The sequence below is a fragment of the Pseudomonas sp. PDM31 genome, assembly GCF_019218965.1.
In the GTDB taxonomy this organism is placed as follows: domain Bacteria; phylum Pseudomonadota; class Gammaproteobacteria; order Pseudomonadales; family Pseudomonadaceae; genus Aquipseudomonas.
Genome location: NZ_JAHUWS010000005.1, coordinates 236500 through 260841, shown reverse-complemented (window position 1 = coordinate 260841; position 24342 = coordinate 236500). Strand labels below are relative to the sequence as shown.

At 58.8% G+C, this 24342-nt stretch carries 21 protein-coding genes; 14 read left to right on the top strand and 7 right to left on the bottom strand.

What is annotated here, in order from left to right; translation table 11 throughout:
• Positions 1 to 10: 10 nt before the first annotated feature.
• The 4 genes from KW839_RS12255 (at position 11) to KW839_RS12240 (ending at position 4119) form a co-directional block, all read left to right on the top strand.
• On the top strand, positions 11 to 247 hold the full coding sequence (locus KW839_RS12255; protein WP_218424488.1) for a DUF1653 domain-containing protein: 237 nt from the start codon (positions 11 to 13) through the stop codon (positions 245 to 247).
• A 114-nt stretch (positions 248 to 361) separates the two neighbouring features.
• Complete coding sequence (gene topA / locus KW839_RS12250; protein WP_060540150.1) at positions 362 to 2989, top strand: type I DNA topoisomerase; 2628 nt, start codon at positions 362 to 364, stop codon at positions 2987 to 2989.
• A gap of 277 nt (positions 2990 to 3266) precedes the next feature.
• Positions 3267 to 3791 carry a DUF6586 family protein gene (locus KW839_RS12245; RefSeq protein WP_218424487.1) on the top strand — a complete coding sequence of 175 codons (525 nt, stop codon included), beginning with the start codon at positions 3267 to 3269 and terminating at the stop codon, positions 3789 to 3791.
• Between the two features lie 94 nt (positions 3792 to 3885).
• Positions 3886 to 4119, top strand: coding sequence for a hypothetical protein (locus tag KW839_RS12240; RefSeq protein ID WP_060540174.1), 234 nt, complete (start codon positions 3886 to 3888; stop codon positions 4117 to 4119).
• Between the two features lie 93 nt (positions 4120 to 4212).
• Here the strand turns inward: KW839_RS12240 and sulA are convergent, their stop codons facing one another.
• Positions 4213 to 4689 (bottom strand): SOS-induced cell division inhibitor SulA, encoded by a 477-nt coding sequence (gene sulA / locus KW839_RS12235; protein WP_060540148.1) that lies wholly within the window; start codon positions 4687 to 4689, stop codon positions 4213 to 4215.
• Between the two features lie 10 nt (positions 4690 to 4699).
• A complete protein-coding gene (gene lexA / locus KW839_RS12230) occupies positions 4700 to 5308 on the bottom strand; it encodes a transcriptional repressor LexA (protein WP_007974043.1) in 609 nt (202 codons plus the stop codon).
• A gap of 228 nt (positions 5309 to 5536) precedes the next feature.
• Between lexA and KW839_RS12225 the strand changes: the two genes are divergently transcribed.
• The 3 genes from KW839_RS12225 to KW839_RS12215 all read left to right on the top strand — a co-directional run bounded on the left by KW839_RS12225 (position 5537) and on the right by KW839_RS12215 (position 8163).
• Positions 5537 to 6244, top strand: coding sequence for a TetR/AcrR family transcriptional regulator (locus KW839_RS12225; RefSeq protein ID WP_060540147.1), 708 nt, complete (start codon positions 5537 to 5539; stop codon positions 6242 to 6244).
• Positions 6245 to 6414: 170 nt separating this feature from the next.
• Positions 6415 to 7413, top strand: coding sequence for a beta-N-acetylhexosaminidase (gene nagZ / locus KW839_RS12220; protein WP_218424579.1), 999 nt, complete (start codon positions 6415 to 6417; stop codon positions 7411 to 7413).
• A gap of 12 nt (positions 7414 to 7425) precedes the next feature.
• Positions 7426 to 8163: an S-methyl-5'-thioinosine phosphorylase gene (locus KW839_RS12215; RefSeq protein WP_060540145.1), complete on the top strand. Its 738-nt coding sequence runs from the start codon at positions 7426 to 7428 to the stop codon at positions 8161 to 8163.
• Between the two features lie 140 nt (positions 8164 to 8303).
• On the opposite strand, the gene KW839_RS12210 is transcribed toward KW839_RS12215, so the two are convergent.
• Genes KW839_RS12210 through mfd form a run of 3 tightly spaced genes read right to left on the bottom strand, consistent with a single transcriptional unit; the run spans position 8304 to position 15035 of the window.
• A complete protein-coding gene (locus KW839_RS12210; protein WP_218424486.1) occupies positions 8304 to 10997 on the bottom strand; it encodes a DEAD/DEAH box helicase in 2694 nt (897 codons plus the stop codon).
• An 11-nt stretch (positions 10998 to 11008) separates the two neighbouring features.
• Positions 11009 to 11575, bottom strand: a complete 567-nt coding sequence (locus tag KW839_RS12205) for a CsiV family protein (protein WP_060540143.1) — start codon at positions 11573 to 11575, stop codon at positions 11009 to 11011.
• A gap of 10 nt (positions 11576 to 11585) precedes the next feature.
• Positions 11586 to 15035 (bottom strand): transcription-repair coupling factor, encoded by a 3450-nt coding sequence (gene mfd, locus KW839_RS12200; RefSeq protein ID WP_060540142.1) that lies wholly within the window; start codon positions 15033 to 15035, stop codon positions 11586 to 11588.
• 363 nt (positions 15036 to 15398) lie between these two features.
• On the opposite strand from mfd, the gene KW839_RS12195 reads away from it, so the two are divergent.
• From KW839_RS12195 to KW839_RS27665, 3 genes are all read left to right on the top strand, one after another.
• On the top strand, positions 15399 to 16862 hold the full coding sequence (locus KW839_RS12195; RefSeq protein WP_060540141.1) for a glyceraldehyde-3-phosphate dehydrogenase: 1464 nt from the start codon (positions 15399 to 15401) through the stop codon (positions 16860 to 16862).
• A gap of 231 nt (positions 16863 to 17093) precedes the next feature.
• Positions 17094 to 17579, top strand: a complete 486-nt coding sequence (locus KW839_RS12190; protein ID WP_218424485.1) for a hypothetical protein — start codon at positions 17094 to 17096, stop codon at positions 17577 to 17579.
• A gap of 106 nt (positions 17580 to 17685) precedes the next feature.
• Positions 17686 to 18798: a polymorphic toxin type 44 domain-containing protein gene (locus KW839_RS27665; protein ID WP_256352632.1), complete on the top strand. Its 1113-nt coding sequence runs from the start codon at positions 17686 to 17688 to the stop codon at positions 18796 to 18798.
• 419 nt (positions 18799 to 19217) lie between these two features.
• Here KW839_RS27665 and KW839_RS12175 read toward each other — a convergent pair whose 3' ends face one another.
• Positions 19218 to 19424 carry a hypothetical protein gene (locus tag KW839_RS12175; RefSeq protein ID WP_218424484.1) on the bottom strand — a complete coding sequence of 69 codons (207 nt, stop codon included), beginning with the start codon at positions 19422 to 19424 and terminating at the stop codon, positions 19218 to 19220.
• Positions 19425 to 19802: 378 nt separating this feature from the next.
• Here KW839_RS12175 and KW839_RS12170 point away from each other — a divergent pair, with 378 nt between their 5' ends.
• The 4 genes from KW839_RS12170 (at position 19803) to sthA (ending at position 23576) form a co-directional block, all read left to right on the top strand.
• Complete coding sequence (locus KW839_RS12170; protein ID WP_256352631.1) at positions 19803 to 20201, top strand: hypothetical protein; 399 nt, start codon at positions 19803 to 19805, stop codon at positions 20199 to 20201.
• Positions 20202 to 20297: 96 nt separating this feature from the next.
• Positions 20298 to 20816, top strand: a complete 519-nt coding sequence (locus KW839_RS12165; RefSeq protein ID WP_218424483.1) for a hypothetical protein — start codon at positions 20298 to 20300, stop codon at positions 20814 to 20816.
• Between the two features lie 213 nt (positions 20817 to 21029).
• On the top strand, positions 21030 to 21974 hold the full coding sequence (locus KW839_RS12160; protein WP_256352644.1) for an FAD:protein FMN transferase: 945 nt from the start codon (positions 21030 to 21032) through the stop codon (positions 21972 to 21974).
• Positions 21975 to 22181: 207 nt separating this feature from the next.
• Positions 22182 to 23576 (top strand): Si-specific NAD(P)(+) transhydrogenase, encoded by a 1395-nt coding sequence (gene sthA, locus KW839_RS12155; RefSeq protein WP_060540138.1) that lies wholly within the window; start codon positions 22182 to 22184, stop codon positions 23574 to 23576.
• A 42-nt stretch (positions 23577 to 23618) separates the two neighbouring features.
• On the opposite strand, the gene KW839_RS12150 is transcribed toward sthA, so the two are convergent.
• Complete coding sequence (locus tag KW839_RS12150; protein ID WP_060540137.1) at positions 23619 to 24341, bottom strand: glycerophosphodiester phosphodiesterase; 723 nt, start codon at positions 24339 to 24341, stop codon at positions 23619 to 23621.
• Position 24342 lies beyond the last annotated feature (1 nt).

The window sequence follows — 24342 nt, the reverse complement described above, 5'->3', positions numbered from 1 at the left end:
GGGCCAAAGCATGCCGATACAACCTGGGCTCTACCAACATTACAAAGGTCCGCAGTACCGCGTATTCAGTGTCGCGCGGCATTCGGAAAGCGAAGAAGAAGTGGTCTTCTACCAAGCCCTGTATGGCGATTACGGCTTTTGGGTACGTCCCTTGAGCATGTTCCTGGAGTCCGTCGAGGTTGACGGCGAACAGGTGCCGCGCTTTGCTCTGGTGCAGGCCGAAGAAAGCCTTTTTAACAGGCCATAAGCCGAGGGCGCGCAAAACCCTGCGCTTGACCTCACCTTGTTGCCACTATATATAGCGGTGCCGCGTCAGGCGCCAATCGCCTTTCACTTCTCGAATTCAGGAATTTTCTGATCCATGGGCAAATCGCTGGTCATTGTGGAATCCCCGGCTAAGGCCAAGACCATCAACAAGTATCTGGGTAACCAATACGTGGTGAAGTCGAGTATCGGCCATATCCGAGACCTGCCCACCAGCGGTTCGGCTAGCGCCAGCAAAGAGCCAGCTGCCAAGCGTGGCAAGGCCGCCGCAGGTGAAGGTCCGGTGCTCTCGCCGAAAGAAAAGGCGCGCAAGCAGCTGGTCGCGCGCATGGGTGTCGATCCGGATCATGGCTGGAAAGCCAAGTACGAGATCCTCCCGGGCAAAGAGAAAGTCATCGAAGAGCTGCGCCGGCTCGCCAAGGATGCTGACACCATCTATCTCGCAACCGACTTGGATCGCGAGGGGGAAGCCATTGCCTGGCACCTGCGCGAAGCCATCGGTGGTGACGACAGCCGCTACAAGCGCGTGGTGTTCAACGAAATCACCAAGAAGGCGATTCAGGAAGCCTTCTCCCAGCCGGGCGAACTGGACATCGATCGTGTCAACGCTCAGCAGGCGCGTCGCTTCCTCGACCGCGTAGTGGGTTACATGGTTTCGCCGCTGCTGTGGGCCAAGATCGCTCGTGGCCTGTCCGCCGGTCGCGTGCAGTCGGTAGCGGTAAAGCTGGTTGTTGAGCGTGAGCGCGAAATCCGTGCCTTCAACCCTGAAGAGTATTGGGAAATCCACGCTGACCTCGGCACCGCCAAGGGCGCGAACGTGCGTTTCGACGTGGCTCGCGAGAAAGGCGAAGCCTTCAAGCCGCTCAATGAAGCCCAGGCCATGGCCGCGCTGGAAAAGCTCAAGGCTTCCAGCTACAGCATCGTCAAGCGCGAAGACAAGCCGACCAGCAGCAAGCCGTCGGCGCCATTCATCACCTCCACCCTGCAACAGGCCGCGAGCAACCGCCTGGGCTTCGGCGTGAAGAAGACCATGATGATGGCCCAGCGTCTGTATGAAGCCGGCTACATCACTTACATGCGTACCGACTCCACCAACCTCTCGGCTGACGCCGTGGCGATGGCGCGTACCTATATTGAAGGCGAGTTCGGCAAGAAGTACCTGCCGGAAACGCCGAACGTCTACAGCAGCAAGGAAGGCGCACAGGAGGCTCACGAAGCGATTCGTCCTTCCGACGCCAATACCGAGCCAAGCAAGCTGTCGGGCATGGAGCGTGACGCTGAGCGGCTCTACGAGCTGATCTGGCGCCAGTTCCTCGCTTGCCAGATGCTGCCGGCGCAATACCTGTCGACTACCGTCACCGTCGGTGCCGGCGACTTCGAGCTGCGCGCCAAGGGCCGCATCCTCAAGTTCGACGGTTACACCCGTGTCATGCCGCAAATTGCCAAGCCAGGCGACGACGATGTATTGCCGGACATGGCCCAGGGCGATGCGATGAAGCTGATCAAGCTTGATCCGACCCAGCATTTCACCAAGCCGCCGGCGCGTTATTCGGAAGCCAGCCTGGTCAAGGAAATGGAAAAGCGCGGTATTGGTCGTCCTTCGACCTATGCGGCGATCATTTCGACAATCCAGGACCGTGGCTACGTGGCGCTGCATAACCGCCGCTTCTACTCGGAAAAGATGGGAGACATCGTTACCGAGCGCCTGTCCGAAAGCTTCTCCAACCTGATGGACTACGGCTTCACCGCCGGCATGGAAGAGCACCTCGATGACGTGGCCCAGGGCGAACGCGACTGGAAAAACGTGCTGGACGAGTTCTACGGCGACTTCAAGAAGAAACTGGAAGTTGCCGAAAGCCCGGACAACGGCATGCGTGCCAACCAGCCGGTAATGACCGACATTCCGTGCACCACCTGCGGTCGTCCGATGCAGATTCGTACTGCTTCGACCGGCGTGTTCCTCGGTTGCTCGGGCTACAGCCTGCCGCCGAAAGAGCGCTGCAAGGCCACCGTTAACCTGGTGCCGGGCGATGAAATCGCCGCGGACGACGAGGGTGAGTCGGAGTCGCTGGTGTTGCGTGGCAAGCATCGCTGCCCGATCTGCAGCACGGCGATGGATGCCTACCTGCTGGATGAGAAGCGCAAGCTGCACATCTGCGGTAACAACCCCGATTGCAATGGCTACGAAATCGAGGAAGGCACCTACCGCATCAAAGGCTATGAAGGCCCGAGCCTGGAATGCGACAAGTGTGGCAGCGAGATGCAGCTCAAGACCGGCCGTTTCGGCAAGTTCTTCGGTTGCACCAATGCGACCTGCAAGAACACCCGCAAACTGCTGAAAAGCGGTGATGCGGCGCCGCCGAAGATGGACCCGGTGAAGATGCCCGAGCTGAAGTGCGAAAAGGTCAACGACACCTACATCCTGCGCGATGGTGCATCCGGACTGTTCCTGGCGGCCAGCCAGTTCCCGAAAAACCGTGAGACCCGTGCTCCTCTGGTGCTGGAAATCATCCCGCACAAGGATGAGATCGATCCCAAGTATCACTTCCTCTGCGAAGCGCCGAAGAAGGACCCGGATGGCCTGCCAGCGGTAATCCGTTATAGCCGCAAGACCAAGGAACAGTACGTGCAGACCGAAGTCGACGGTAAGCCGACTGGCTGGAAAGCGTTCTATGACGGTGGCAAGTGGAAGGTTGAAGACAAGCGTCCGGCCGCCAAGGCTTAACGGCCTGCGGTAGCAAAAAGGCCGCATGAGCACCTTAGGGTGTTCATGCGGCCTTTTTGTTGGTTGTCTGCTGTCTCTTTCTGTAGGAGCGAGCACGCTCGCGAAAAAACGCTAGGGCGACGCGTTTATCCAGAAAGCTCGCGTTATCGTTGACGTCCATCGTCGGAACGCCGCCCGGAGCAGGCTCGCTTGTATGGTAGGGCTTGCAGTCGCATCGGCCGATCCACGACACTGTCTGACCTGCTAGAAGCCCTTATTCGTTGTGGAGGCTGCCGTCATGGCCCACGAACTCTATACCCGTACCAATCAGAAGATTTATTTCGCCGGCCTGTCGCTTGAGGCGCTCGCGCGGGCGGAGGAGGGGCGGGCAATGAACTCCCTGGCGCTGATCCAGGCCGGACGCGAATCGGCATTGTTTCACCTGTACGGCGCCTTGTTGGGGCTGTGCCATGAAATCGCCGGCTTCTATCGTCTGCCACAAGCCAATGCGCCCCGTGCAGAGCTGTTGCTGACTCGAGAAGTGCTGGAAACCATCGCCATTCCGGAAATGGCCGAGATGGTCGAACTGGCCCACAATCCGCAAACCTGGCTGGCCAAGCTGTTGGCGGCCCATGCTGCGCTGTTCCAGCCGCCAAGAGCGCCGCGCAAGCCAAAAGGCGATGTGACGCAACCGTTGATCCTGGCGGTAAACCTGGACGAAGAGGAGGCAGTCGAGGAGCTTGGTCGGGAAGAGCTGGAGAGCTGGCGTCAAAACCTGAAAGGGTTGGCGATCAGGTTTCGCGAAGGCCTGAACGAGTGCTGAAAGAAGCGTCCAGGCAATGACAGCTGGTCAAGATACCAAGCGAAGCCTGAACGATGCCTATATAATGCTCGCCTTTCGTGGAGAACAGTCCTTTATGCCAACGTCCTTTCTAGAAATTGTCGAGTTACCAGACGGCCGAATCGAGCTGCGCAGGGCCGAGGACGAAGGTTCTCTGGTTACTTTGGATTTCTCCGAGGATGCCAAGGTGTTTCTGCAAGGCCAGCACGTAGAGGTCGCCAAGGCGATGCTGAGCGTCGGCGTGCAGATGGCGGGTCGCCTTGTCGAGGGCGAATTCGAAAAGGAAGAGGGATCGCGGGTTCTGCACTGATCCCCGTCCGTCGCATTATCCTGTATCGCCACATATCGGCTTCTCCGTCCCTTGGAGAAGCCTTACGCGGATCAAAACGCGTCTTGCCTGCCGTTAACCCAGTCGAATATTCAGGCTCTGAGCGTCCCCGGTGCGGGCGGCGCTGATCAGTTGTTGCCGAGATTGGGCATTCAACGGGTTGAGCCAACTGACCACCGTATGGCTGCGGCCCAGGCGCAGGGCTTCACAGGTCAGTTGCTGGGCACTTTGGCTGCCCCGTGGTTGCAGCAGCAGAATGCGTTCGCGGTTGAGGCCTGCATCGCGTAGCCAGGCCTGGGTCAGGCTGGCGGGCGGGGCTATCAGTGTCAGCCAGCGCGCATCCTGGTCCTGGCTCAATTCCCGAAGAATCGGCGCCAGAAGGTTCAGGCAGTTTCCGGCTGCACCGCGCAGTGACAGCTCACTGAAAACTTCGGGCTCGGCGCTCCAGGGCGCTTCGACCACGTCTTTCAGGATCGGTGCCAATGGCTGGGCCATGAACGCTTCGAACAGCGAAAGTTGGGCTTGCTGTGGCGATGTCTGTGGAAACTGCATGATGCCTCCTTTAGCGGCGTATCACGCCGACACTCAAGCCTTCGATCACCAGTTCCTGGTCCTGAAGGTTCACTTCGATCGGGGCGAACTCGGGATTCTCGGCGATCAGCCAGACTTTGCTGCCGTCACGCTTGAAGCGCTTGACGGTGACTTCGTCGCCGATCCGGGCAACCACGATCTGGCCGTTACGGGCCTCGCGGGTGGTATGTACCGCCAGCAGGTCGCCGTCGAAAATGCCGACATCCTTCATGCTCATGCCGTGGACGCGAAGCAGGTAGTCCGCGCGTGGATGGAAGAACGCAGGATTGATGTTGCACGACTCTTCGATGTGCTGCTGCGCAAGAATCGGGGCGCCTGCTGCAACCCGGCCAATGATCGGCAGGGTGGAGTCGTCCGCCTTGGCTTCGAAGCCGGGGATGCGAATGCCGCGGGACGCGCCGGGTGTCATCTCGATTGCACCCTTGCGGGCCAGTGCCTTGAGGTGTTCTTCCGCGGCATTGGGTGACTTGAACCCCAGTTCCTGAGCGATTTCCGCGCGAGTGGGCGGATAGCCGTTGTCTTCCAGGCAGCGTTTGATGAAGGCCAGAATTTCGGCTTGGCGTGGCGTCAGCTTTAGCATATTGATCGCTCTGTTTTTTTATACAGTGACTGGGATTATATACAGTGGCGCGATCTTGGCAATGCTCCTTTTTTCACAGGGCGCCGGACGGTGTGTCAACGTACGGATGGAAGCTTTACTGATCTATGGTTAAATGTAGGGACGCACGCGGCGAAACGCGTGGCCATGCTTGACAAGGCGGGGTTTGAAACGTATGTTTCAAACAAGTGTTTGTCAGGCGGAGTAGCCATGGCCCAGTCGGAAACCGTTGAACGCATTCTCGATGCTGCCGAGCAGTTGTTCGCGGAAAAAGGTTTCGCCGAAACCTCATTGCGTCTGATCACCAGCAAGGCCGGGGTCAACCTGGCAGCGGTGAACTATCACTTCGGCTCCAAGAAGGCCCTGATCCAGGCCGTCTTCTCGCGTTTCCTCGGACCGTTTTGCATCAGCCTCGATAAAGAGCTGGAGCGGCGCCAGGCCAAGCCCGAAATCAAGCCGACACTCGAAGAACTGCTGGAGATCCTCGTCGAGCAGGCCCTGGTGGTGCAGCCACGCAGCGGTAACGATCTATCTATTTTCATGCGCCTTCTGGGCCTGGCCTTTAGTCAGAGCCAGGGGCATTTGCGGCGTTACCTGGAAGATATGTACGGCAAGGTATTTCGCCGCTACATGATGCTGGTCAATGAAGCGGCGCCGCGGATCCCGCCGATCGAACTGTTCTGGCGTGTGCACTTCATGCTGGGTGCGGCGGCGTTCAGCATGTCCGGGATCAAGGCCTTGCGGGCGATTGCCGAGACCGACTTTGGTGTGAACACTTCGATAGAGCAGGTAATGCGCCTGATGGTGCCGTTCCTGGCCGCCGGCATGCGCGCCGAAACCGGGGTGACTGATACGGCCATGGCTACTGCGCAGTTGCGTCCGCGCAGCAAGTCCTCGACGGTTGCCGCCAAGGTTTGACCGCGCACGGGTGGGCGCGGCAGCTGACATCCGTTAAGCTAGCCGCCCATGCCGACTCTCGTTTTGAATCCTTCCCCCATTGATATCGCCGACCTGCCGGGCATTGCCCATCGCGGCGAATTCGCGCGGGCCGGGTTCCTCGTAACCAAGGAATTGCTATGACTGCTGGCCTGCAAGGCTCGTTGATGGTGGACGTCGCCGGTACCTGGCTGACGGCCGAAGATCGCCAATTGTTGCGCCAGCCCGAGGTGGGCGGCCTGATTATTTTCGCGCGCAACATCGAGCATCCACGCCAGGTGCGTGAATTGAGTGCGGCAATCCGTGCCATTCGTCCCGATCTGCTGCTGGCGGTGGATCAGGAGGGTGGCCGGGTACAGCGTCTGCGCCAGGGCTTTGTGCGGTTGCCGGCCATGCGTGCGATTGCCGATAACCCGAATGCCGAATACCTGGCCGAGCAATGTGGCTGGATCATGGCCACCGAAGTGCTGGCCGTTGGCCTGGACCTGAGTTTCGCTCCGGTGCTGGACCTCGACTATCAGCGCAGCGCCGTGGTCGGCACCCGGTCGTTCGAGGGTGACCCTGAGCGCGCGGCATTGTTGGCGGGTGCATTCATTCGCGGCATGAACAGCGCCGGCATGGCGGCCACCGGCAAGCACTTCCCCGGTCACGGTTGGGCCGAGGCGGATTCCCACGTCGCGATCCCGAACGACGAGCGCAGCCTGGAAGAAATTCGTGCCAACGACCTGGTGCCGTTCGCCCGGTTGAGCAAGCAGTTGGCCGCGGTCATGCCGGCTCATGTGATCTATCCGCAAGTCGACTCCCAGCCTGCCGGTTTCTCCCGGCGCTGGCTGCAGGACATCCTGCGCGGTGAGCTGCAATTTGACGGGGTGATTTTCAGCGACGACCTGTCCATGGCCGGTGCGCACGTGGTCGGTGATGCTGCCAGTCGCATCGAGGCGGCACTGACCGCTGGTTGCGACATGGGCCTGGTGTGCAATGATCGCGCGGCGGCGGAGCTCGCCCTGAGCGCAGCCCAGCGCCTTAAGGTCAAGCCATCCGCGCGCATTGCGCGGATGCGCGGCCGGTCGTTCGCCAGTACCGAATACCGTCAGGACCCGCGCTGGCTGGCAGCCGTCGGTGCGCTCAAAGAAGCTCAATTGATAGATTAAGGACTGTTCGTTATGACGGTTTACGCGATTATTGGTGGCACCGGCCTGACTCAGCTCGAAGGCCTGAGCATTCGTCAGTCATTGGCGGTGGATACGCCTTACGGTGCGCCTTCGGCTGAAGTGCAGATCGGCGAATATGCCGGCAGGGAAGTGCTGTTCCTCGCCCGTCACGGCCATCCCCATCGTTTGCCGCCACATCAGGTGAATTATCGCGCCAACCTCTGGGCGCTGAAACAGGCCGGGGCCGACGCGGTGCTTGCGGTCAATGCCGTGGGCGGTATTCATGCCGCCATGGGCACCGGGCATTTCTGCGTGCCGCATCAGTTGATCGACTACACCAGCGGTCGCCAGCACACGTACTTCGCCGATGATCTGGAGCAGGTCACCCACATCGATTTCAGCTACCCCTACAGCGAACCGCTGCGTCAGCAATTGATCGCGGCGCTGGCTGCAGAAGGCGTTGGCTACAGCAGCCACGGCGTGTATGCCTGCACCCAGGGGCCAAGGCTGGAAACCGTCGCTGAAATCGCCCGGCTAGAGCGTGATGGCTGCGACATCGTTGGCATGACCGGCATGCCGGAAGCGGCGCTGGCCCGTGAGCTGGAGCTGGATTACGCCTGTCTGGCACTGGTGGTGAACCCGGCGGCGGGCAAGTCGACGGCGGTAATCACCATGGCCGAGATCGAGCAGGCGTTGCATGATGGGATGGGTAAGGTTAAGTCGACATTGGCGCGGGTTCTCAGGGGCTGAGCCAGCCTTGGTACCGTGTTGACCCCTTCGCGAGCAAGCCCGCTCCCACAGGTTCAGTGTCGTTCAAAATATTAGTGTTCGACGCGGTCACTGTGGGAGCGGGCTTGCTCGCGAATTCGACCTAACAGGCGCCGTGTATTTCAGCGCTTCTCGAGCTTGTCCGGCAACGGCGCAAACAGCGCTTCGATGTCATCGCTCTGCAGTTTCCAATCCCCGGTCTTGCGCCCATCGAGCACGCCGGCCGCCAGGTCGGATTTTTCTTTCTGCAGGTGCTGAATCTTCTCTTCCACTGTGCCTCGGGCAATCAGCTTGTAGACGAACACCGGCTTCTCCTGGCCGATCCGGTACGCGCGGTCGGTCGCCTGGTTCTCTGTCGCCGGGTTCCACCAGGGGTCGTAATGAATCACCGTGTCCGCTTCGGTCAGGTTCAGGCCAACACCACCGGCCTTCAGGCTGATCAGAAAGATCTGACGCTTGCCGCTCTGGAATTCCTTCACCGGCGCACGTCGGTCGCGGGTCTGGCCGGTCAGCAGCGCGTAGGCGACCCCGCGTTTCTTCAATTCGTCTTCGATCAGCGACAACATTGAGGTGAACTGCGAAAACAGCAGGATGCGCCGTCCTTCCTCGAACAGCTCTTCGAGCATTTCCATCAGGCTGTCGAGTTTGCCTGACGTGCTGCCACGGCTGGGCAGAGGCGCGTCATTGACCAGGCGCAAATCGCAGCACACCTGGCGTAGCTTGAGCAGCGCTTCGAGAATGATGATCTGACTGCGTGCGACACCTTTGCGGGTGATCTCGTCGCGGACTTTCTTGTCCATGGCCAGGCGCATGGTTTCATACACGTCGCGCTGGGCTTCGTTGAGCTCGACCCAGTGAACGATCTCGGTTTTCGGCGGCAGTTCAGTGGCTACCTGTTCCTTGGTGCGGCGCAGCAGGAATGGTTTGATCCGGCCGTTGAGGTGTTGCAGGCGTACTTCGCTGGCGCGTTTCTCAATTGGAACGCGGTAGTCGCGGTTGAAGCTTTTGACGTCGCCCAGCCAGCCGGGCAACAGGAAGTGGAACAGCGACCACAGTTCGCCCAGGTGGTTTTCCAGCGGTGTGCCGCTCAGGCACAGGCGCTGCCGCGCACTCAATTGGCGGGCTGCCTGCGCCGCCTTGCTGTTGGGGTTCTTGATGTACTGCGCCTCATCCAGCACCAGTACGTGCAACGGCTGCGCGGCCAGGCGTTCGACATCCTTGGGCAGCAGTGCATAGGTGGTGAGGATCAGGTCGTACTCGGCCAGCTTGTCAAAATGCTTCTTGCGGCTGGCGCCGTACAGCGCCAGCACTTTGAGCTGTGGTGTGAAATGCGCTGCTTCGTCGAGCCAGTTGGGAATCAGGCTGGTGGGCATCACCACCATGCACGGCCGGTCCAGGCGCCCGGCGATTTTTTCGCTAAGAATATGCGCCAGGGTTTGCAGGGTTTTGCCCAGGCCCATGTCATCCGCGAGAATCCCGCCCACCTCAAGCTGACGCAGCGACTGCATCCAGCTCAAGCCTTCGAGCTGGTAGGGGCGAAGGGTCGCATTCAAACCTTGCGGGGCGGCGGCGGTGTAGTCCTTGATGTCGCGCAGGCGCTGGGCAAAGGTGCGAATCTGTTCGCCGCCTTCCCACAGTAATGGCATGTCCTCAAGGGGATTGAGGCGTATGGCATCGGCCTTGCTCAGGCGCAGGGTGGTCTCGCCGGGTTCCTGCAGATAAAACTCGCCGAGGGTCGCCAGTACCGGCTTCAAGCGGCCAAAGGGCAGGGCGACTTGCAGCGGCCCGTGCTCGGAACCCGGGCGATTGGGGATGTTCACCAGAATCAGTTCGTCATCGCGGCGTCGGGCCAGGCGTTCCGGGTTGAGGATTTCGGTGTGCGAACGCATCAGGTTGAGCAGGATCGGCAGCAGGCTCAGGCGCTCGCCGTTGACGATGATCCCCAGTTCCAGGTCGAACCAGTCGCGTTCCGGAGCCTGGTCGACGGTGGCGTACCAGTCGTCCACGGCGGTCAGGTCGAAGCCGAAGTCGTCGTCGATCAGCAGTTCCCAGCCGTGGTCGCGCAGCTTCGGCAGTTCATTGAGGGTGAAGGTCAGCCAGGCGCTGTCGTTGACCATCTCGAACAATTCGCCGGCGCTTTCAGGAAGCGCTTTGCTTTGCCGGGTGGCGATCCTGAAACCGAGGATTCGCAATTGCTCCCGGTAGGACTGTTCGACATCAGGATGACGTTTGATCCGCAGCGTCTGTGTCTCCTGGCGAATCAGGATGTCAGTGTTTTTCTGGCCTGAAACGTACTCGTCCAGGTAACTGAAGGACAGCGCCGCGCGATGCTGTATATAGCGCTGCATCCTGCCATTGCGTGGCTCGAAGGCGCTGAATTCGATGCTTGCCAGCCATAGGCGCGGCACTGGTTGCACGTTGTCCACCAGCACTTGCGGCGGCGCTTTCGGGCCGCGGTTCTCCAGTACGGCCTGAAGTTTTTCCAACAGGTTGGCATCTTTGGCGGCGGCCGGGAAATCGAGGGTTTCCTGCACTTGCAGCAGAACCGCCGCGCAATGTTTGCAGTTACTGTGCACGGGGCAGCTGCAGGTGGCGTCGACCATCAGCAAGGTGCCCTTGGCCGATTCGCGCAGGCGAATGGTCTGGCGGTAAACGTTACTGCCAGAGCCTTCGCAGGCGGCGATGATAGTGGCGTCGCCCGCCTCAACAATCCTGACGCGGTTCTCCAGTGCGTAGCGGCGGCCACGCTCCAGGCTCTGTTCCTTGAATCGGCTGACCCAGGAAGGTGCCAGGGGTTTGCTCAGGGTTGCGGACATAAGGACTTCAATCAGTCCGGAATTTCATCGGGGGCTGGCCGGGGTGCAGGCGCGGTCAGCGAGGTGATCTTGATCAGCAGGCCCAGGTGGCCGTTATCGAGGAAGTTCAGCTGGCCGTTCTTGGTGTGGCTTTCCTGTTTCAGGCGCTCGCTGGCAGTCACCATGCCATTGGTGTCGATCTGATTGACCCAGAAGTCTGCATCGACGTCGGTGAAGCGTCCCAGTTTCAGGCTCAGCGTGCCCTCGATCGGGAATTGACCGTATTGTTCCTGACCGTCGCTGATCGCGACTTTGCTGGCGTTTTCACCGAGGTTCTGTTGCCAGGCCTTGTGCAGCAGCACCGTGTAGTCGTTGCTGGCGGTGAGTTTTTCCACCTCGCCGTTGAGGCTCGGCGTGCGCAGGCTGTCAGCGCCGATCAGCTTGGCACCGGCGGCCCAGTCCTCTGGCGCGGCGCGGCTGACAATGGCCGGCACGGCGTTTTGCCGTACCAGAATCATTTCGACCTGATACAGGTCATCGGCAAATGCCGTTGGGGTGACCAGGGTCATCAACAGGGTCAGTGAACGAAACAGGCGCATGTGGCGTCCTTCAAGCAGTTTTCGGAACGAGGCGCTCGAACAGCGCCTCTACAGTATTAAAGCGCTCTTCCGGGCGCTCCATTGGAACCATGAACTTAAATACCGTGGCCCCTTCGAATTTGTAGCGTTTTGGCTGGCTCTGGATCAGTTTGATCAGGGTCAGCGGGTCGACCGGGGTTTGCGCCGCGAATTCGACGCGACCGCCTTGCGGACCGCCATCGACCTTCTTGATACCCAATAGCTCGGCCTGCAATTTCAACGCAGTGATGCGCATCAGGTTCTTGGTCGGCTCCGGCAGCAGGCCGAAGCGGTCGATCATTTCCACCTGCAGATCCTTGAGCCCTTCCTCGTCGGTGGCCGAGGCAATGCGCTTGTAGAGAATCAGACGGGCGTGAACATCCGGCAGGTAGTCCTCGGGAATCAGCGCCGGAACACGCAGGTTGACCTCCGGGCCGCCCCCCAACGGTTGATCGAGGTTCGGTTGTTCGCCCTTACGGATCGACTTCACCGCGCGCTCGAGCATCTCCATGTACAGGGTAAAGCCGACCGCCTGAATCTGCCCGCTCTGGCCATCGCCGAGCAGCTCGCCGGCGCCGCGGATTTCCAGGTCGTTGGTGGCGAGCACGAAGCCAGCACCGAGGTCCTGGGTGTTGGCGATCGCTTCCAGACGCTTTTCCGCATCCGGGGTGATTTGCTGGCGCGGCGGCGTCAGCAGATAGGCATAGGCCTGGTGGTGGCTGCGTCCGACCCGGCCGCGCAGCTGGTGCAATTGTGCCAGGCCGAACTTGTCGGCGCGCTCGATGATGATGGTGTTGGCGCTCGGCACGTCGATGCCGGTCTCGATGATGGTCGAGGCGATCAGCACGTTGAAACGCTTGTGGTAGAAGTCGCTCATCACCTGTTCGAGTTCGCGTTCGCGCATCTGCCCGTGACCGATGCCGATCCGTGCCTCCGGCACCAGTTCGGCGAGGTCGGCGGCGCATTTCTCGATGGTCTTCACGTCGTTGTGCAGGTAGTAGACCTGGCCGCCGCGCAGCAGCTCGCGCAGCAGGGCTTCCTTGACCGTGCTTTTGTTCTGCTCCATGACGAAGGTGCGTACCGACAGGCGCCGGGCCGGCGGTGTGGCGATGATCGACAGGTCGCGCATGCCCGACACCGCCATGTTCAGCGTGCGCGGAATCGGCGTGGCAGTCAGGGTGAGGATGTCGACTTCGCTGCGCAGGGCCTTGAGCTGTTCTTTCTGGCGGACACCGAAGCGGTGCTCTTCGTCGATGATCACCAGCCCCAGGTTTTTGATTTTTACATCGTCGGACAGCAACTTGTGCGTGCCAATGACGATGTCGATCTTGCCTTCGGCGAGGTCGGCGACCGCGGCGTTGACTTCCTTGGCCGACTTGAAGCGACTCATCACTTCCACGGTCACCGGCCAGTCGGCGAAGCGGTCGCGGAAGCTGTTGTAGTGTTGCTGGGCGAGCAGGGTGGTCGGCACCAGGATCGCCACTTGCCGGCCGCCATGCACGGCGATGAACGCCGCGCGCATGGCCACTTCGGTCTTGCCGAAGCCGACGTCACCGCACACCAGGCGGTCCATCGGTTTCGGTGCGAGCATGTCTTCGCGAACGGCTTCGATGGTGGTTTGCTGGTCCGGTGTTTCCTCGAACGGGAAGCCGGCGCTGAAGGTGGCGTAGTCGGCTTTCGGGTCGGCAAAGGCATAACCTTCGCGGGCGGCGCGACGGGCATAGATGTCGAGCAATTCGGCAGCCACGTCGCGCACCTGTTCGGCGGCTTTGCGTTTGGCTTTCTGCCAGGTTTCCGAGCCGAGACGGTGCAATGGAGCCAAGGCGTCGTCACTGCCGGTATACCGGGCGATCAGGTGCAGGTTGGCGACCGGCACGTAGAGCTTGGCGCCTTCGGCGTATTGCAGGGTCAGGAACTCAGCGGCCTGATCGTCGATTTCCAGTGTCGCCAATCCGAGGTAGCGGCCTACGCCGTGATCAATGTGTACCACCGGCGCGCCTTCGCGCAGCTCGGTAAGGTTCTTGATGACCGCATCGTTGTTGGCGTCGGCACGTTTTTCGCGACGCCGACGCTGCATCACCCGTTGGCCGAACAATGGGCTTTCGGCGACCAGGGCCAGGCCCGGATCGTCCAGTAGCAGGCCTTCATCGAGCGGTGCGATGGTGATCGCCAGGCGCTCTTTGCCGGCGACAAAGTCAGGCCAGCTGTCGACGGTTTTCGGTCGCAGCTTCAAGCGTTCCAGCAGCTCCAGCAGCACTTCGCGCCGGCCCGCAGACTCGGCGGTGAACAGTACGCGCCCAGGGAATTGGTCGAGGAAACCAGCCAGCGCCGCCATCGGCTGGGTGGCCTTGGCTTCGATGGCCAGGTCCGGCAGCGACCGGGCCGGGAAGCGCTCGCGGCCAACACCGGGTTCGACATCCTGCTGGCTGGCGACCACTCGCGGCCAGCTTTTCAGGCGGGCGAAGCAATCCTCTACCGGCAGGAACAGTTCGTCCGGTGGCAATAAAGGACGGGACGGGTCGACGCGACGCTCTTCGTAGCGATTGCGCACGTCGTTCCAGAAATTTTCCGCCGCCTGTTCGATGCCCGGCAAGGAGAACACCTGGGTGTCCTGGGGCAGGTAATCAAACAGCGTCGAGGTTTCGTCGAAGAACAGCGGCAGGTAGTACTCGATACCGGCCGGGGTGATTCCGCTGCTCAGGTCCTGAAATATCGGGCAGCGACGGAAATCGACATCGAAACGCTCGCGAAAGCGTGCCTTGAAGCGGGTGACCGCATCTTTTTGCAGCGGGAATTCCCGCGCCGGCAACAGCTTGACCGAATCGACCTTGTCGATGGAGCGCTGGTTCTCCGGGTCGAAGGTGCGCAGGGTTTCGATTTCGTCGTCGAACAGGTCGATCCGGTAGGGCAGCTTGCTGCCCATCGGGAACAGGTCGATCAGCGAGCCGCGAACGGTGAACTCGCCATGCTCGTACACCGTATCGACATAGCGATAGCCGGTGGCCTCGAGGCGGGTACGCATCTGTTCGACATCGAGCTTCTGGCCGACATCCAGTACCAGGCTGCTGCCGAGCAGGAATTTGGTCGGCGCCAGGCGGTGCAATGCAGTGGTGATCGGCACCACCAGCACGCCGTGCGCAAGCTCCGGCAGCCGGTAAAGGCTGGCGATGCGCTGGGAGATGATGTCCTGGTGCGGTGAGAACAGATCGTAGGGCAGGGTTTCCCAGTCGGGGAAATGCAGCACGGGCAAATCCGGGGCGAAGAAACTCAGCTCCTGTTCCAGCCGTTCGGCACTTTGGCTGTCGGCGGTCAGCAGCAGGGTAAAGCGCTTGGCAGCGCTGGCGGCCTCGGCAATGGCCAGGCTCAGGGCGGCACCGGGCAGGTTGCCCCAGTGCTGTTTACCTGCCGCGGCAGGGAGAAGCGGTAGACGCAGAACGGGCACGGAAGGTTGAGCTCCAAGCGTTGCGACAAAGTCGGTAATTGTAGCGGCCCGGAGTGCCGCCTGTCAGTTGCAGACTGTGTCTAATCCACAGGTTTGGCGAAATGTAGTGGTAAAGACAAATAAACCCGGTTTTTTAACAATAAAAACCGATTATGTAGTGATAAAACCAATGGGTGTTACGGAGGGTTACGGACAAGGTAGCAGCGCCTCCAAAAAATTGACTCTTCTGAAAGCCCCGGTTTTATTGGGCCTTAGCGCTGCGAAAATTTTTTGGACGGGAAAATGTTACGGATCGCACGACAGGCGCGCATTGCTACACGCGTCACTCGGCGGCATAATGTAGCCCCTTTTTTCTGCCCCTACATGTGGAAGGTTCCCGTGACTCAGAAGCCCGACCAGTGTCTTGGTGAATGGATCGACCGTGAAGCACTCGCAGAAGCGATGATTCCGCTTATCGGTCAGCTCTACCGCAATAACAACGTGGTGAGCTCGATCTATGGCCGCAGCCTGATCAACCGTTCAGTCATTGCGATTCTCAAAGCTCACCGCTTTGCTCGTCACCGTCAGTCCGACGACAGTGAGCTGTCCGTCCACGAAACATTCCCGCTGCTCAAGGCGATGAGCGAGCTCAAACTGGGCTCTGCTTCGGTAGACCTGGGCAAGCTGGCAGCCAAATTCAAGGCCGAAGCCAATGGCCGTACTGCCGAGCAGTTCGTCCGTGAAGAACTGGCTGACGTGGTTGGCCAGCAGAACGCTTGCGCCCGCAAAGGCACCGACGTTGTACTGTACGGCTTCGGTCGTATCGGCCGTCTGCTGGCGCGCATCCTGATCGAGAAAACCGGTGGTGGCGACGGCCTGCGTCTGCGCGCCATCGTTGTCCGCAAGGGCGCCGAAAACGATCTGGTCAAGCGTGCAAGCCTGCTGCGTCGTGACTCCGTACACGGTCCGTTCGATGGCACCATCACCATTGATGAAGCCAACAACACCATTACTGCCAACGGCAACCTGATCCAGGTTATCTACGCCAAGAGCCCGGCCGAAGTCGACTACACCCAGTACGGCATCGAAAACGCTCTGATCGTCGACAACACCGGTGTATGGCGTGACGCCGACGGTCTGGGCCAGCACCTGAACTGCCCGGGCGCTGCCCGCGTGATCCTCACCGCACCTGGCAAGGGCGCGCTGAAGAACATCGTTCACGGCATCAACCATGGCGACATCAGCCCTGACGACAAGATCATCTCGGCGGCCTCCTGCACCACCAACGCCATTGTGCCGGTGCTGAAAGCTGTGAATGACAAGTTCGGCATCGTCAACGGCCACGTCGAAACCGTTCACTCGTTCACCAACGACCAGAACCTGATCGACAACTTCCACAAGGGCAGCCGTCGTGGCCGCGCCGCGCCGCTGAACATGGTTATCACCGAGACCGGTGCCGCCACCGCAGCCGCCAAGGCACTGCCAGTGCTCAAGGGCAAGCTGACCGGTAACGCGATCCGCGTTCCGACGCCAAACGTGTCGATGGCCATTCTCAACCTGAACCTTGAGAAAGCCACCACCCGCGAAGAGATCAACGAGTACCTGCGCCAGATGGCCATGCACTCGGATCTGCACAAGCAGATCGACTACGTCAATTCCCAGGAAGTGGTTTCCACCGACTTCGTTGGCTCGCGCCACGCAGGCGTGGTGGACGCAGAAGCGACCATCACCCAGGACAACCGCGTTGTTCTGTACGTGTGGTACGACAACGAGTTTGGCTACAGCTGCCAGGTCGTTCGCGTGATGGAAGACATGGCCGGTGTAAACCCGCCAGCGTTCCCGCGCTAAGCACTAGCAGTACATGAAAACGCCCCGACTTTGGTCGGGGCGTTTTTGTTTGTGAGCCTTTTAGACTTTTCTTACCGAATAACTCTGTCTTGGAAACACTCTTGTAGGAAAAGGATTGTTTCTGATGGCGAAACTTCTTATTCGTTCTTTTGACCCTGCCGTGAGGGTCGCGTCGCTGTTAGCGTCCGTCGCATTATTTCTTAACACCCTTGCAAAAAATAAGGAGTTGAAATGAATGCACCCTTGCATCCTTCGTATACCAACGATGTTTCCCCAGAGTATCTGCGCAGTCTGGACAAACCTCATTTCACTGAGCAGCAAATTGCGCAATTCAATGAACAAGCCCGGGCGGTTGTTTGTGAGCAGCAGACTTATATCGACACTCATCCCGCTATCGCCATTTTCCGATGCGCCACAGAAGGCAGCCACACTCGTAACGGCGGGGTGATCGAGCAAGGGACAGGGCCGCTGGAATTCAACCTGGAAGATGGGCGGTCGGTGCGTGGAGCACGCAAAGGCGACTACGTCCTGTATGCCGATGGCGGTACGGCACAGATCATCACGGGCGCCGGCCAAGGCAACAATGATGTGGCGCTGGTCGGCAGCCTGCTCAGCAATGGCGACGAGATCATCAATACCCTGCAAGACGGCTTCTCGTTTATTGCGCGTGAAGGCGTGTCGATCGCCGAAGATTTTCTGCCATCTATTGCGGACTGAGCGATGAAGTCTGGCGGTACCCACTTGATTGATCGGGCAGCTGACGATCACAACCCAAGCTCGTAAACCTTCTGGGCTCGGCCGGAAGTCATGGAGAAGAAATTCAATGAGAGAAGGACATTTCATCGGTTTGGATGACCGAACCACCTGTGATGGCAAGGTTCTCGATGGTGACACCCGGCTCATGATGTATGGCATTGCCCACGCCCGCGATGGTGATCGAGTTACCTGCGGAAAAGACGGGAAGACCTATCGGATCGTCGGTGGCATCTCGCACATGATCAGTCATGGCAAGGCCATGGCTGGCACGCTGGATAGTTACAGTAATTGCCCATGTAAAGCCCGCTTGATCCCCTCGGTGCTCACGGCCACCTATCAAAGCAGGGAGGGCTCCGCGCAGCCGGCCACCAGGGTCGCAAGTTCATCGGCGACCCCGGTGGCTAACAGCTTTACAACCACGCGCCAGGCGATTGATCAGAAGCTGGCAGATAAAGTCCCTGGCCCGTTCGGCGACCTTGGTGGAAGCAAAGTCTGTAACCATCCAGATCAAATGGAAGAGTTGGCCAGCTATATTGCTGGCGAGATGAATCGGAACATCAGGCACCCATCTGTATTGAAAATGAAAGAACTAATTAGCTACGACGGTGAAGCGGCTGCCAAGAAGTTTTGGGAGCTGCCGTGGTATGCGAGGCTGGCGGGGCCACCGGATTTCAAAGCCATCGCCTGGGCGAAGAAGCTTGAGGCGATGGCGCTCTGGACGAAGCAGGTGGGGCAGAACATGGAGTGGGATCATAAGCCGAAGCTGGAGGCGATGTATAATGGTGTCGTCCGGCACAAGCAAGGGGGATACGAGTACTACTACGATATTTGGTCGAACATTCACTATGGGTATGTTGGTATTGCAGGTGGGCTCTCGGAAAGTGTTCTGCTGGATGGCGCGGGAGCTGAACAGATTGTCTCGGACTTCGTGAGGAAGGCTAACGAATTGACAAAGCCCAAAGAGGATCGAGTGCAGCCCGGTCCCCGCCCTACGTCCAGCCCTTGGACGAAGCTACGGTCCTGGGACGATGTTGCGGATAGGGTTTCAATTAGTATTGGTATTAAACTCCATATGCAGTATCCAAACGGCGGAATCAACGCGCAGTTGATCATGAATGAAGTGCTTGCCATTGCACCAGCGGACTGGGGGGAAGGAATTCGTGTCCATGCCTGCAAGTAAAACGCGAAAATCGTACAGGCGATGGCTATGGGTCTTAGTTGTATTTTTGGTTGTCACCCAGTGGAATATTGGGTTGCCTACAGTGACTGTCCGCTACTCTAAGGATGCTAAAGAAGAACTTAAATACATCTGGAACGTACAGCACCGGATATACAAAGGGCGGATGCAGCCTGGGGGTGGTACACGGGATTATGGTCACTTGTTTCCAGATGAGAAATTTTTCATGGAAATTTCCTGGTGGGACGATGGCACTCTTCGACACTGCGTTAACATTACACCCAAGTGGCCAAACACGCATATTTACCTAGATGCCAATGGCCAAATAGATCATACCGAAGGTGTCGGTACGGACTCGGATCGCTTGAAGCAGTGTGTTACGGATACCGCGCCCCCATGAAGAGCTATATGATATTAACAAATTATAAGGCGGTTCTAAGAAGTGGAGTCAACACCCATTCTTGCAAATAAATCTCGATCTCGATATGTGCGGTGGATTTGGATTCTTTTGCTACCGCTTTTGTTGCCATTTTTAGTGCTTCTGATTTTTGTGCTCTGGCGAATTTTCGTGCTACCCACAGCAACAATTCATTACTCCGGGAATGCTTTACAAGAAATACGGTATACATGGAACGTCCAGGATCGAATATACAGGGGGCGGATGCCTCCGGGAAGTGCGGTTATCGACCATGGATTTCTATTTCCGGATGATGAATTCTTTATGGAATTTTCTTGGGGTGCTGAAAATCAGCGCTGGCACTGCATCAGCATCAATCCAAAGTGGCCCAATACGCATATTTTCCTGGACAGCGACGGCAACATCGATATGCGGGAAGGGAGTGGGACTGATGTAGAAAGCTTGAAGGAGTGTCAATGGGATTTGGCGAAACCATAGCGTGTGGTAGAGCTAGTAGTCTTTATCCGCCTGATAAATGAAATGCTTGTCGAGCCTGTGAGTTAAGGGGGGGATAGTGTCCATTTCTTCAAGTAAACCTCGGTCCCGGTACATGTGGTGGATTTTGATCCTATTGCTGCCGCTATGGCTGCCTTTTTTGGTGTTGTTGCTTATTGTTCTCTGGCGAATTGCAGTGTTGCCCACCGCCACAGTCCATTACTCTAAAAAAGGTCTGGACGATTTGCGATTCATCTGGAATGTACAAGACCGAGTATACAAAGGGCGCCTGCCCCCGGGCAGCAGCACAGGGGATCACGGATTTTTGTTTCCAGATGAGAAGTTTTTCATGGAAATATCCTGGTGGAACGATGGTGATCTTCGCCGTTGCGTTAACATCACACCCAAGTGGTCCAATACGCACATTTACCTGGATGCCAACGGTCACGTTGATCGCAGTAGCACGGATTTTCAGGGGCTAAAACAATGCATCACCGATCCCGCACCTCCATGAGTGACGCCTGCGCAATAAATCATTACACATGCACTATGTCTTGAAAGTCGAGGGTGTACTATTTTCAGGTAAACCAATAACCCCAGAGAAAATATCATGGACGATATGGGCGACAACAATAGCGGAGATTTTCAAGCAGCTATCGATGAGGCAACGGAAGAAGAGGAGGGAGTATGGAAGAAGGTAATGCAGGTGACTTCACACAGTCACGTCATGTTCTATATTTGCAACTCTACCGCAGAGACCTTCAGACTCACCGCTGCCAGTTGGGACGTCAATGGGCTTGATGAAAAGTATGTCATTAGGCCCTGGGACTACCTTTCGTTTGTGCTGCGCGAGGAGATTCCAGCGTTTGCCAGGGGAAAACTTTCAACGCAGGCAAAACACAGTTTTTCTTATCAAGGCGCGAACGAGGCATTCGAGTTTTCCACGAGCCTTAAAGTGGCAAAAGAATTTGATCCTTTTGCATTTACGCCGCAAACAATTCCTCAACGAACCCATGGCATAAAGTCGACCGGAAAGAGTTCGCTTAAATGCGCATCCCATATTACTCGAGCAATGGCTGACAGACCCTTTCACTATGGCGTCGTTATCATGTTGGGGGATAATTTTTAGGTTTTGGTGATGGACTACGCTAACGATTATGAGGATTGGCTGGGTAAGCGTGGCGCCCTGATGACCTTCGCGAGCATGCTCGCTCCTACAGTTGTACCGCATAATAGGGGCGACTTTGTGGTGGGTCGTCAGGGGGTGGATTTGTTTAGTGGGCGCACGGGTTCGTTGCTGGTGTTGTGCGTTGCCTTGTCTGGCTGCGGCAGCGGCGACTCCATGGAGAGTATCAGCGGCCCGACCATGGGCAGTACGTATTCGATCAAGTACGTCCGTCACGCTGGTCTTCCTGCCCCGGAAAACGTCCGCGCCGAAGTCGAGAAAATCCTTTCTGAGGTCGACCGCCAAATGTCGACTTACCGCAGTGACTCCGACATCGAACGCTTCAACGCCTTGCCCGCGAACCACTGTCGGGCCATGCCCGCACCGATCCTCGAACTGGTCCGCGTCGGCGAGCAGTTGTCCCGGCAAAGCGAAGGTTCCTTCGATTTGACCGTGGAACCGCTGCTAAACCTCTGGGGGTTCGGCCCGCAAGCTCGCGAGGAAAAAGTCCCAGGTGCGCAAGCGCTGGCCGAGGTGCGGCAGCGGGTCGGTCATGCCCATCTGCGTATCGAGGGTGACCAGTTGTGCAAGGACGCTGCCGTCGAAGTCGACTTCAACAGCGTCGCTGCCGGTTACGCCGTCGACACCATTGCCGCAAAGCTTGATCAGTCAGGCATCCACGATTACCTCGTTGAAGTCACCGGAGAGCTCAAGGCGTCCGGCCGCAAGCCCGATGGTGCGCCGTGGCGCATCGCCCTGGAAGAACCACGGGATGACCGGCAAGTGGTGGAGCGCATCATTGCTGTCGACGGTTTCGGACTGTCAACATCTGGCGACTACCGTAATTATTTCGAACAGGACGGCCGGCGTTTTTCCCACACCTTCGATGCGCGTACCGGGGCGCCGGTCTCACATACCCTTGCCTCGGTCACGGTGATTCATCCTTCAGCCCTGATGGCCGATGGCTTATCGACGCTGTTGCTTATCCTCGGCCCGGAGCGAGGCTGGGACTACGCTGAAAAACATGATATCGGTGCATTCTTTGTCATTCGTGCCGATACAGGTTTCGTCACGCGCAGCAGTCACGCTTTTGCCCGCATGAGTGGCGAAAAAACCGAGTAATCGCGGCGATTAGGGCATTGAAATCTGGCGTTGTAGTGCAGGCAAAACTAGCCTACGACGCGACCAAGGGTTAATGTGCCCGGCGTTGACGCTTCTATAGACTGTGTCCGGGTTCTGCACTGACCCCAAATTGTTCCTTCACGCCGCAGATCGGCGTGATTTAGCCGCAGGTGCCGAGGGCGCCGCGGCCTGTTCTGAGGAGTACGCATGGCTGTCTACAACTACGACGTGGTGGTGTTGGGTTCCGGCCCGGCGGGGGAAGGCGCGGCAATGAATGCCGCCAAGGCGGGACGCAAGGTCGCGATGGTCGACAGCCGTCGGCAGGTCGGCGGCAACTGCACTCACTTGGGCACCATCCCGTCCAAGGCACTGCGTCACTCGGTGCGGCAGATCATGCAGTTCAACACCAATCCGATGTTCCGGGCCATTGGTGAGCCGCGCTGGTTCTCGTTTCCGGACGTTCTGAAAAGCGCCGAGAAAGTCATCTCCAAGCAAGTTGCTTCGCGCACCGGCTATTACGCCCGCAACCGCGTCGACGTGTTCTTCGGCACCGGCAGCTTCGCCGACGAGCAAACCATCGAAGTGGTCTGCGCCAATGGCGTGGTCGAGAAGCTGGTGGCCAAGCACATCATCATTGCCACCGGTTCGCGCCCGTATCGCCCGGCCGACATCGATTTCCACCATCCGCGTATCTACGATAGCGACACCATCCTCAGCCTCGGTCACACCCCGCGCAAACTCATCGTTTACGGCGCCGGCGTGATCGGTTGTGAATATGCCTCGATCTTCAGCGGTCTGGGTGTGCTGGTCGAGTTGGTGGACAACCGTGGTCAGTTGCTGAGCTTCCTCGACTCGGAAATTTCCCAGGCCCTGAGCTACCACTTCAGCAACAACAACATCACCGTCCGCCACAACGAAGAGTACGACCGCGTCGAAGGCGTGGACAACGGTGTGATCCTGCACCTGAAGTCCGGCAAGAAGATCAAGGCCGATGCCTTGCTCTGGTGCAACGGTCGTACCGGCAACACCGATCAGTTGGGACTGGAGAACATCGGCGTCAAGGTCAACAGCCGTGGTCAGATCGAAGTCGATGAGGCCTACCGCACCTGCGTGCCGAACATCTACGGTGCCGGCGACGTGATCGGCTGGCCGAGCCTGGCCAGTGCCGCCCATGACCAGGGTCGTTCGGCCGCTGGCAGCATCGTCGACAACGGCAGCTGGCGTTTCGTCAACGATGTGCCGACCGGGATCTACACCATTCCGGAGATCAGCTCGATCGGCAAGAACGAGCAGGAACTGACCCAGGCCAAAGTGCCGTATGAAGTGGGCAAGGCGTTCTTCAAGAGCATGGCGCGTGCGCAGATCGCCGGCGAGCCTCAGGGCATGCTGAAGATCCTGTTCCACCGTGAAACTCTGGAAGTGCTAGGCGTTCACTGCTTCGGTTATCAGGCGTCGGAGATCGTCCACATCGGTCAGGCGATCATGAACCAGCCGGGCGAACTGAACACGTTGAAGTACTTCGTCAACACCACGTTCAACTACCCGACCATGGCCGAAGCCTATCGGGTCGCCGCGTACGACGGCCTCAACCGGCTTTTTTGACGGGCTCCGGCCGGTGGCCTGAGCCGGCCGGGGAGACCGATTTCAGCAATTCTCGAGCGTGGCGCTGGCCAAACCGGGAAAGTCTGTAATCAGGCTGTCAACGCCGAAGTCGGCGAGTCTGCGCATCAGCGCAGGCTCGTTGACGGTCCATACCGACACATGCAGCCCCTGACGCTGCGCCTTCTGCAGGCGTTCCGGCGTGCACAGGGTCCAGTTCAGCGCCAGAATTTCACAGCCGTAGCTCTGCGCGACCTTCAGCGGGTCGAGCCAGGCGTATTCGGCAACCAGCCCTCGTGAAACGTCCGGCACCAGGTCCAGCGCCGCTTTCAACACTTCCCGCGAACTCGAGGTGATGGTCACCTTGTCCATCACGCCGTGGCGTTGCGCCATTTCGCGAATCGCCAGCACGGTGGTCGCCGCGCGGGTGCGTGACGCGCTTTTGACTTCCAGTTGCCAGTGGTCGAAGTCGCACTTCTCGAACAGTTCTTCCAGAGTTGGAATCGGGCAGGGCTTGATCCAGCCCGGGCCGCCCTTGCGCGCGTCGTAAGTGACCAGGTCAGCCGCCGGGTGCTCGGCGACCTTGCCGCGTCGGTCGGTGGTGCGCTTGAGGGTCGGGTCATGGATGACCATCAGTTCGCCGTCCCTGGACAGGTGCAGGTCCAGTTCGCAACGGCGTACGCCGTGCTTGAGGCACTCCTGAAAACTGGTCAGGGTGTTTTCCGGTGCTTCGCCCTTGGCGCCGCGATGGCCGTAGATGAGGGTCACG

Excerpts from the sequence above, each read along its gene's own strand:
- KW839_RS12255 (WP_218424488.1), top strand. The coding sequence starts at position 11 with ATGCCGATACAACCTGGGCTCTACCAACATTACAAAGGTCCGCAGTAC.
- topA (WP_060540150.1), top strand. The coding sequence starts at position 362 with ATGGGCAAATCGCTGGTCATTGTGGAATCCCCGGCTAAGGCCAAGACC.
- KW839_RS12245 (WP_218424487.1), top strand. The coding sequence starts at position 3,267 with ATGGCCCACGAACTCTATACCCGTACCAATCAGAAGATTTATTTCGCC.
- KW839_RS12240 (WP_060540174.1), top strand. The coding sequence starts at position 3,886 with ATGCCAACGTCCTTTCTAGAAATTGTCGAGTTACCAGACGGCCGAATC.
- sulA (WP_060540148.1), bottom strand. The coding sequence starts at position 4,689 with ATGCAGTTTCCACAGACATCGCCACAGCAAGCCCAACTTTCGCTGTTC.
- lexA (WP_007974043.1), bottom strand. The coding sequence starts at position 5,308 with ATGCTAAAGCTGACGCCACGCCAAGCCGAAATTCTGGCCTTCATCAAA.
- KW839_RS12225 (WP_060540147.1), top strand. The coding sequence starts at position 5,537 with ATGGCCCAGTCGGAAACCGTTGAACGCATTCTCGATGCTGCCGAGCAG.
- KW839_RS12215 (WP_060540145.1), top strand. The coding sequence starts at position 7,426 with ATGACGGTTTACGCGATTATTGGTGGCACCGGCCTGACTCAGCTCGAA.
- KW839_RS12210 (WP_218424486.1), bottom strand. The coding sequence starts at position 10,997 with ATGTCCGCAACCCTGAGCAAACCCCTGGCACCTTCCTGGGTCAGCCGA.
- KW839_RS12205 (WP_060540143.1), bottom strand. The coding sequence starts at position 11,575 with ATGCGCCTGTTTCGTTCACTGACCCTGTTGATGACCCTGGTCACCCCA.
- KW839_RS12195 (WP_060540141.1), top strand. The coding sequence starts at position 15,399 with ATGTGGAAGGTTCCCGTGACTCAGAAGCCCGACCAGTGTCTTGGTGAA.
- KW839_RS12190 (WP_218424485.1), top strand. The coding sequence starts at position 17,094 with ATGAATGCACCCTTGCATCCTTCGTATACCAACGATGTTTCCCCAGAG.
- KW839_RS27665 (WP_256352632.1), top strand. The coding sequence starts at position 17,686 with ATGAGAGAAGGACATTTCATCGGTTTGGATGACCGAACCACCTGTGAT.
- KW839_RS12175 (WP_218424484.1), bottom strand. The coding sequence starts at position 19,424 with ATGTATACCGTATTTCTTGTAAAGCATTCCCGGAGTAATGAATTGTTG.
- KW839_RS12170 (WP_256352631.1), top strand. The coding sequence starts at position 19,803 with ATGTGGTGGATTTTGATCCTATTGCTGCCGCTATGGCTGCCTTTTTTG.
- KW839_RS12165 (WP_218424483.1), top strand. The coding sequence starts at position 20,298 with ATGGACGATATGGGCGACAACAATAGCGGAGATTTTCAAGCAGCTATC.
- KW839_RS12160 (WP_256352644.1), top strand. The coding sequence starts at position 21,030 with ATGGAGAGTATCAGCGGCCCGACCATGGGCAGTACGTATTCGATCAAG.
- sthA (WP_060540138.1), top strand. The coding sequence starts at position 22,182 with ATGGCTGTCTACAACTACGACGTGGTGGTGTTGGGTTCCGGCCCGGCG.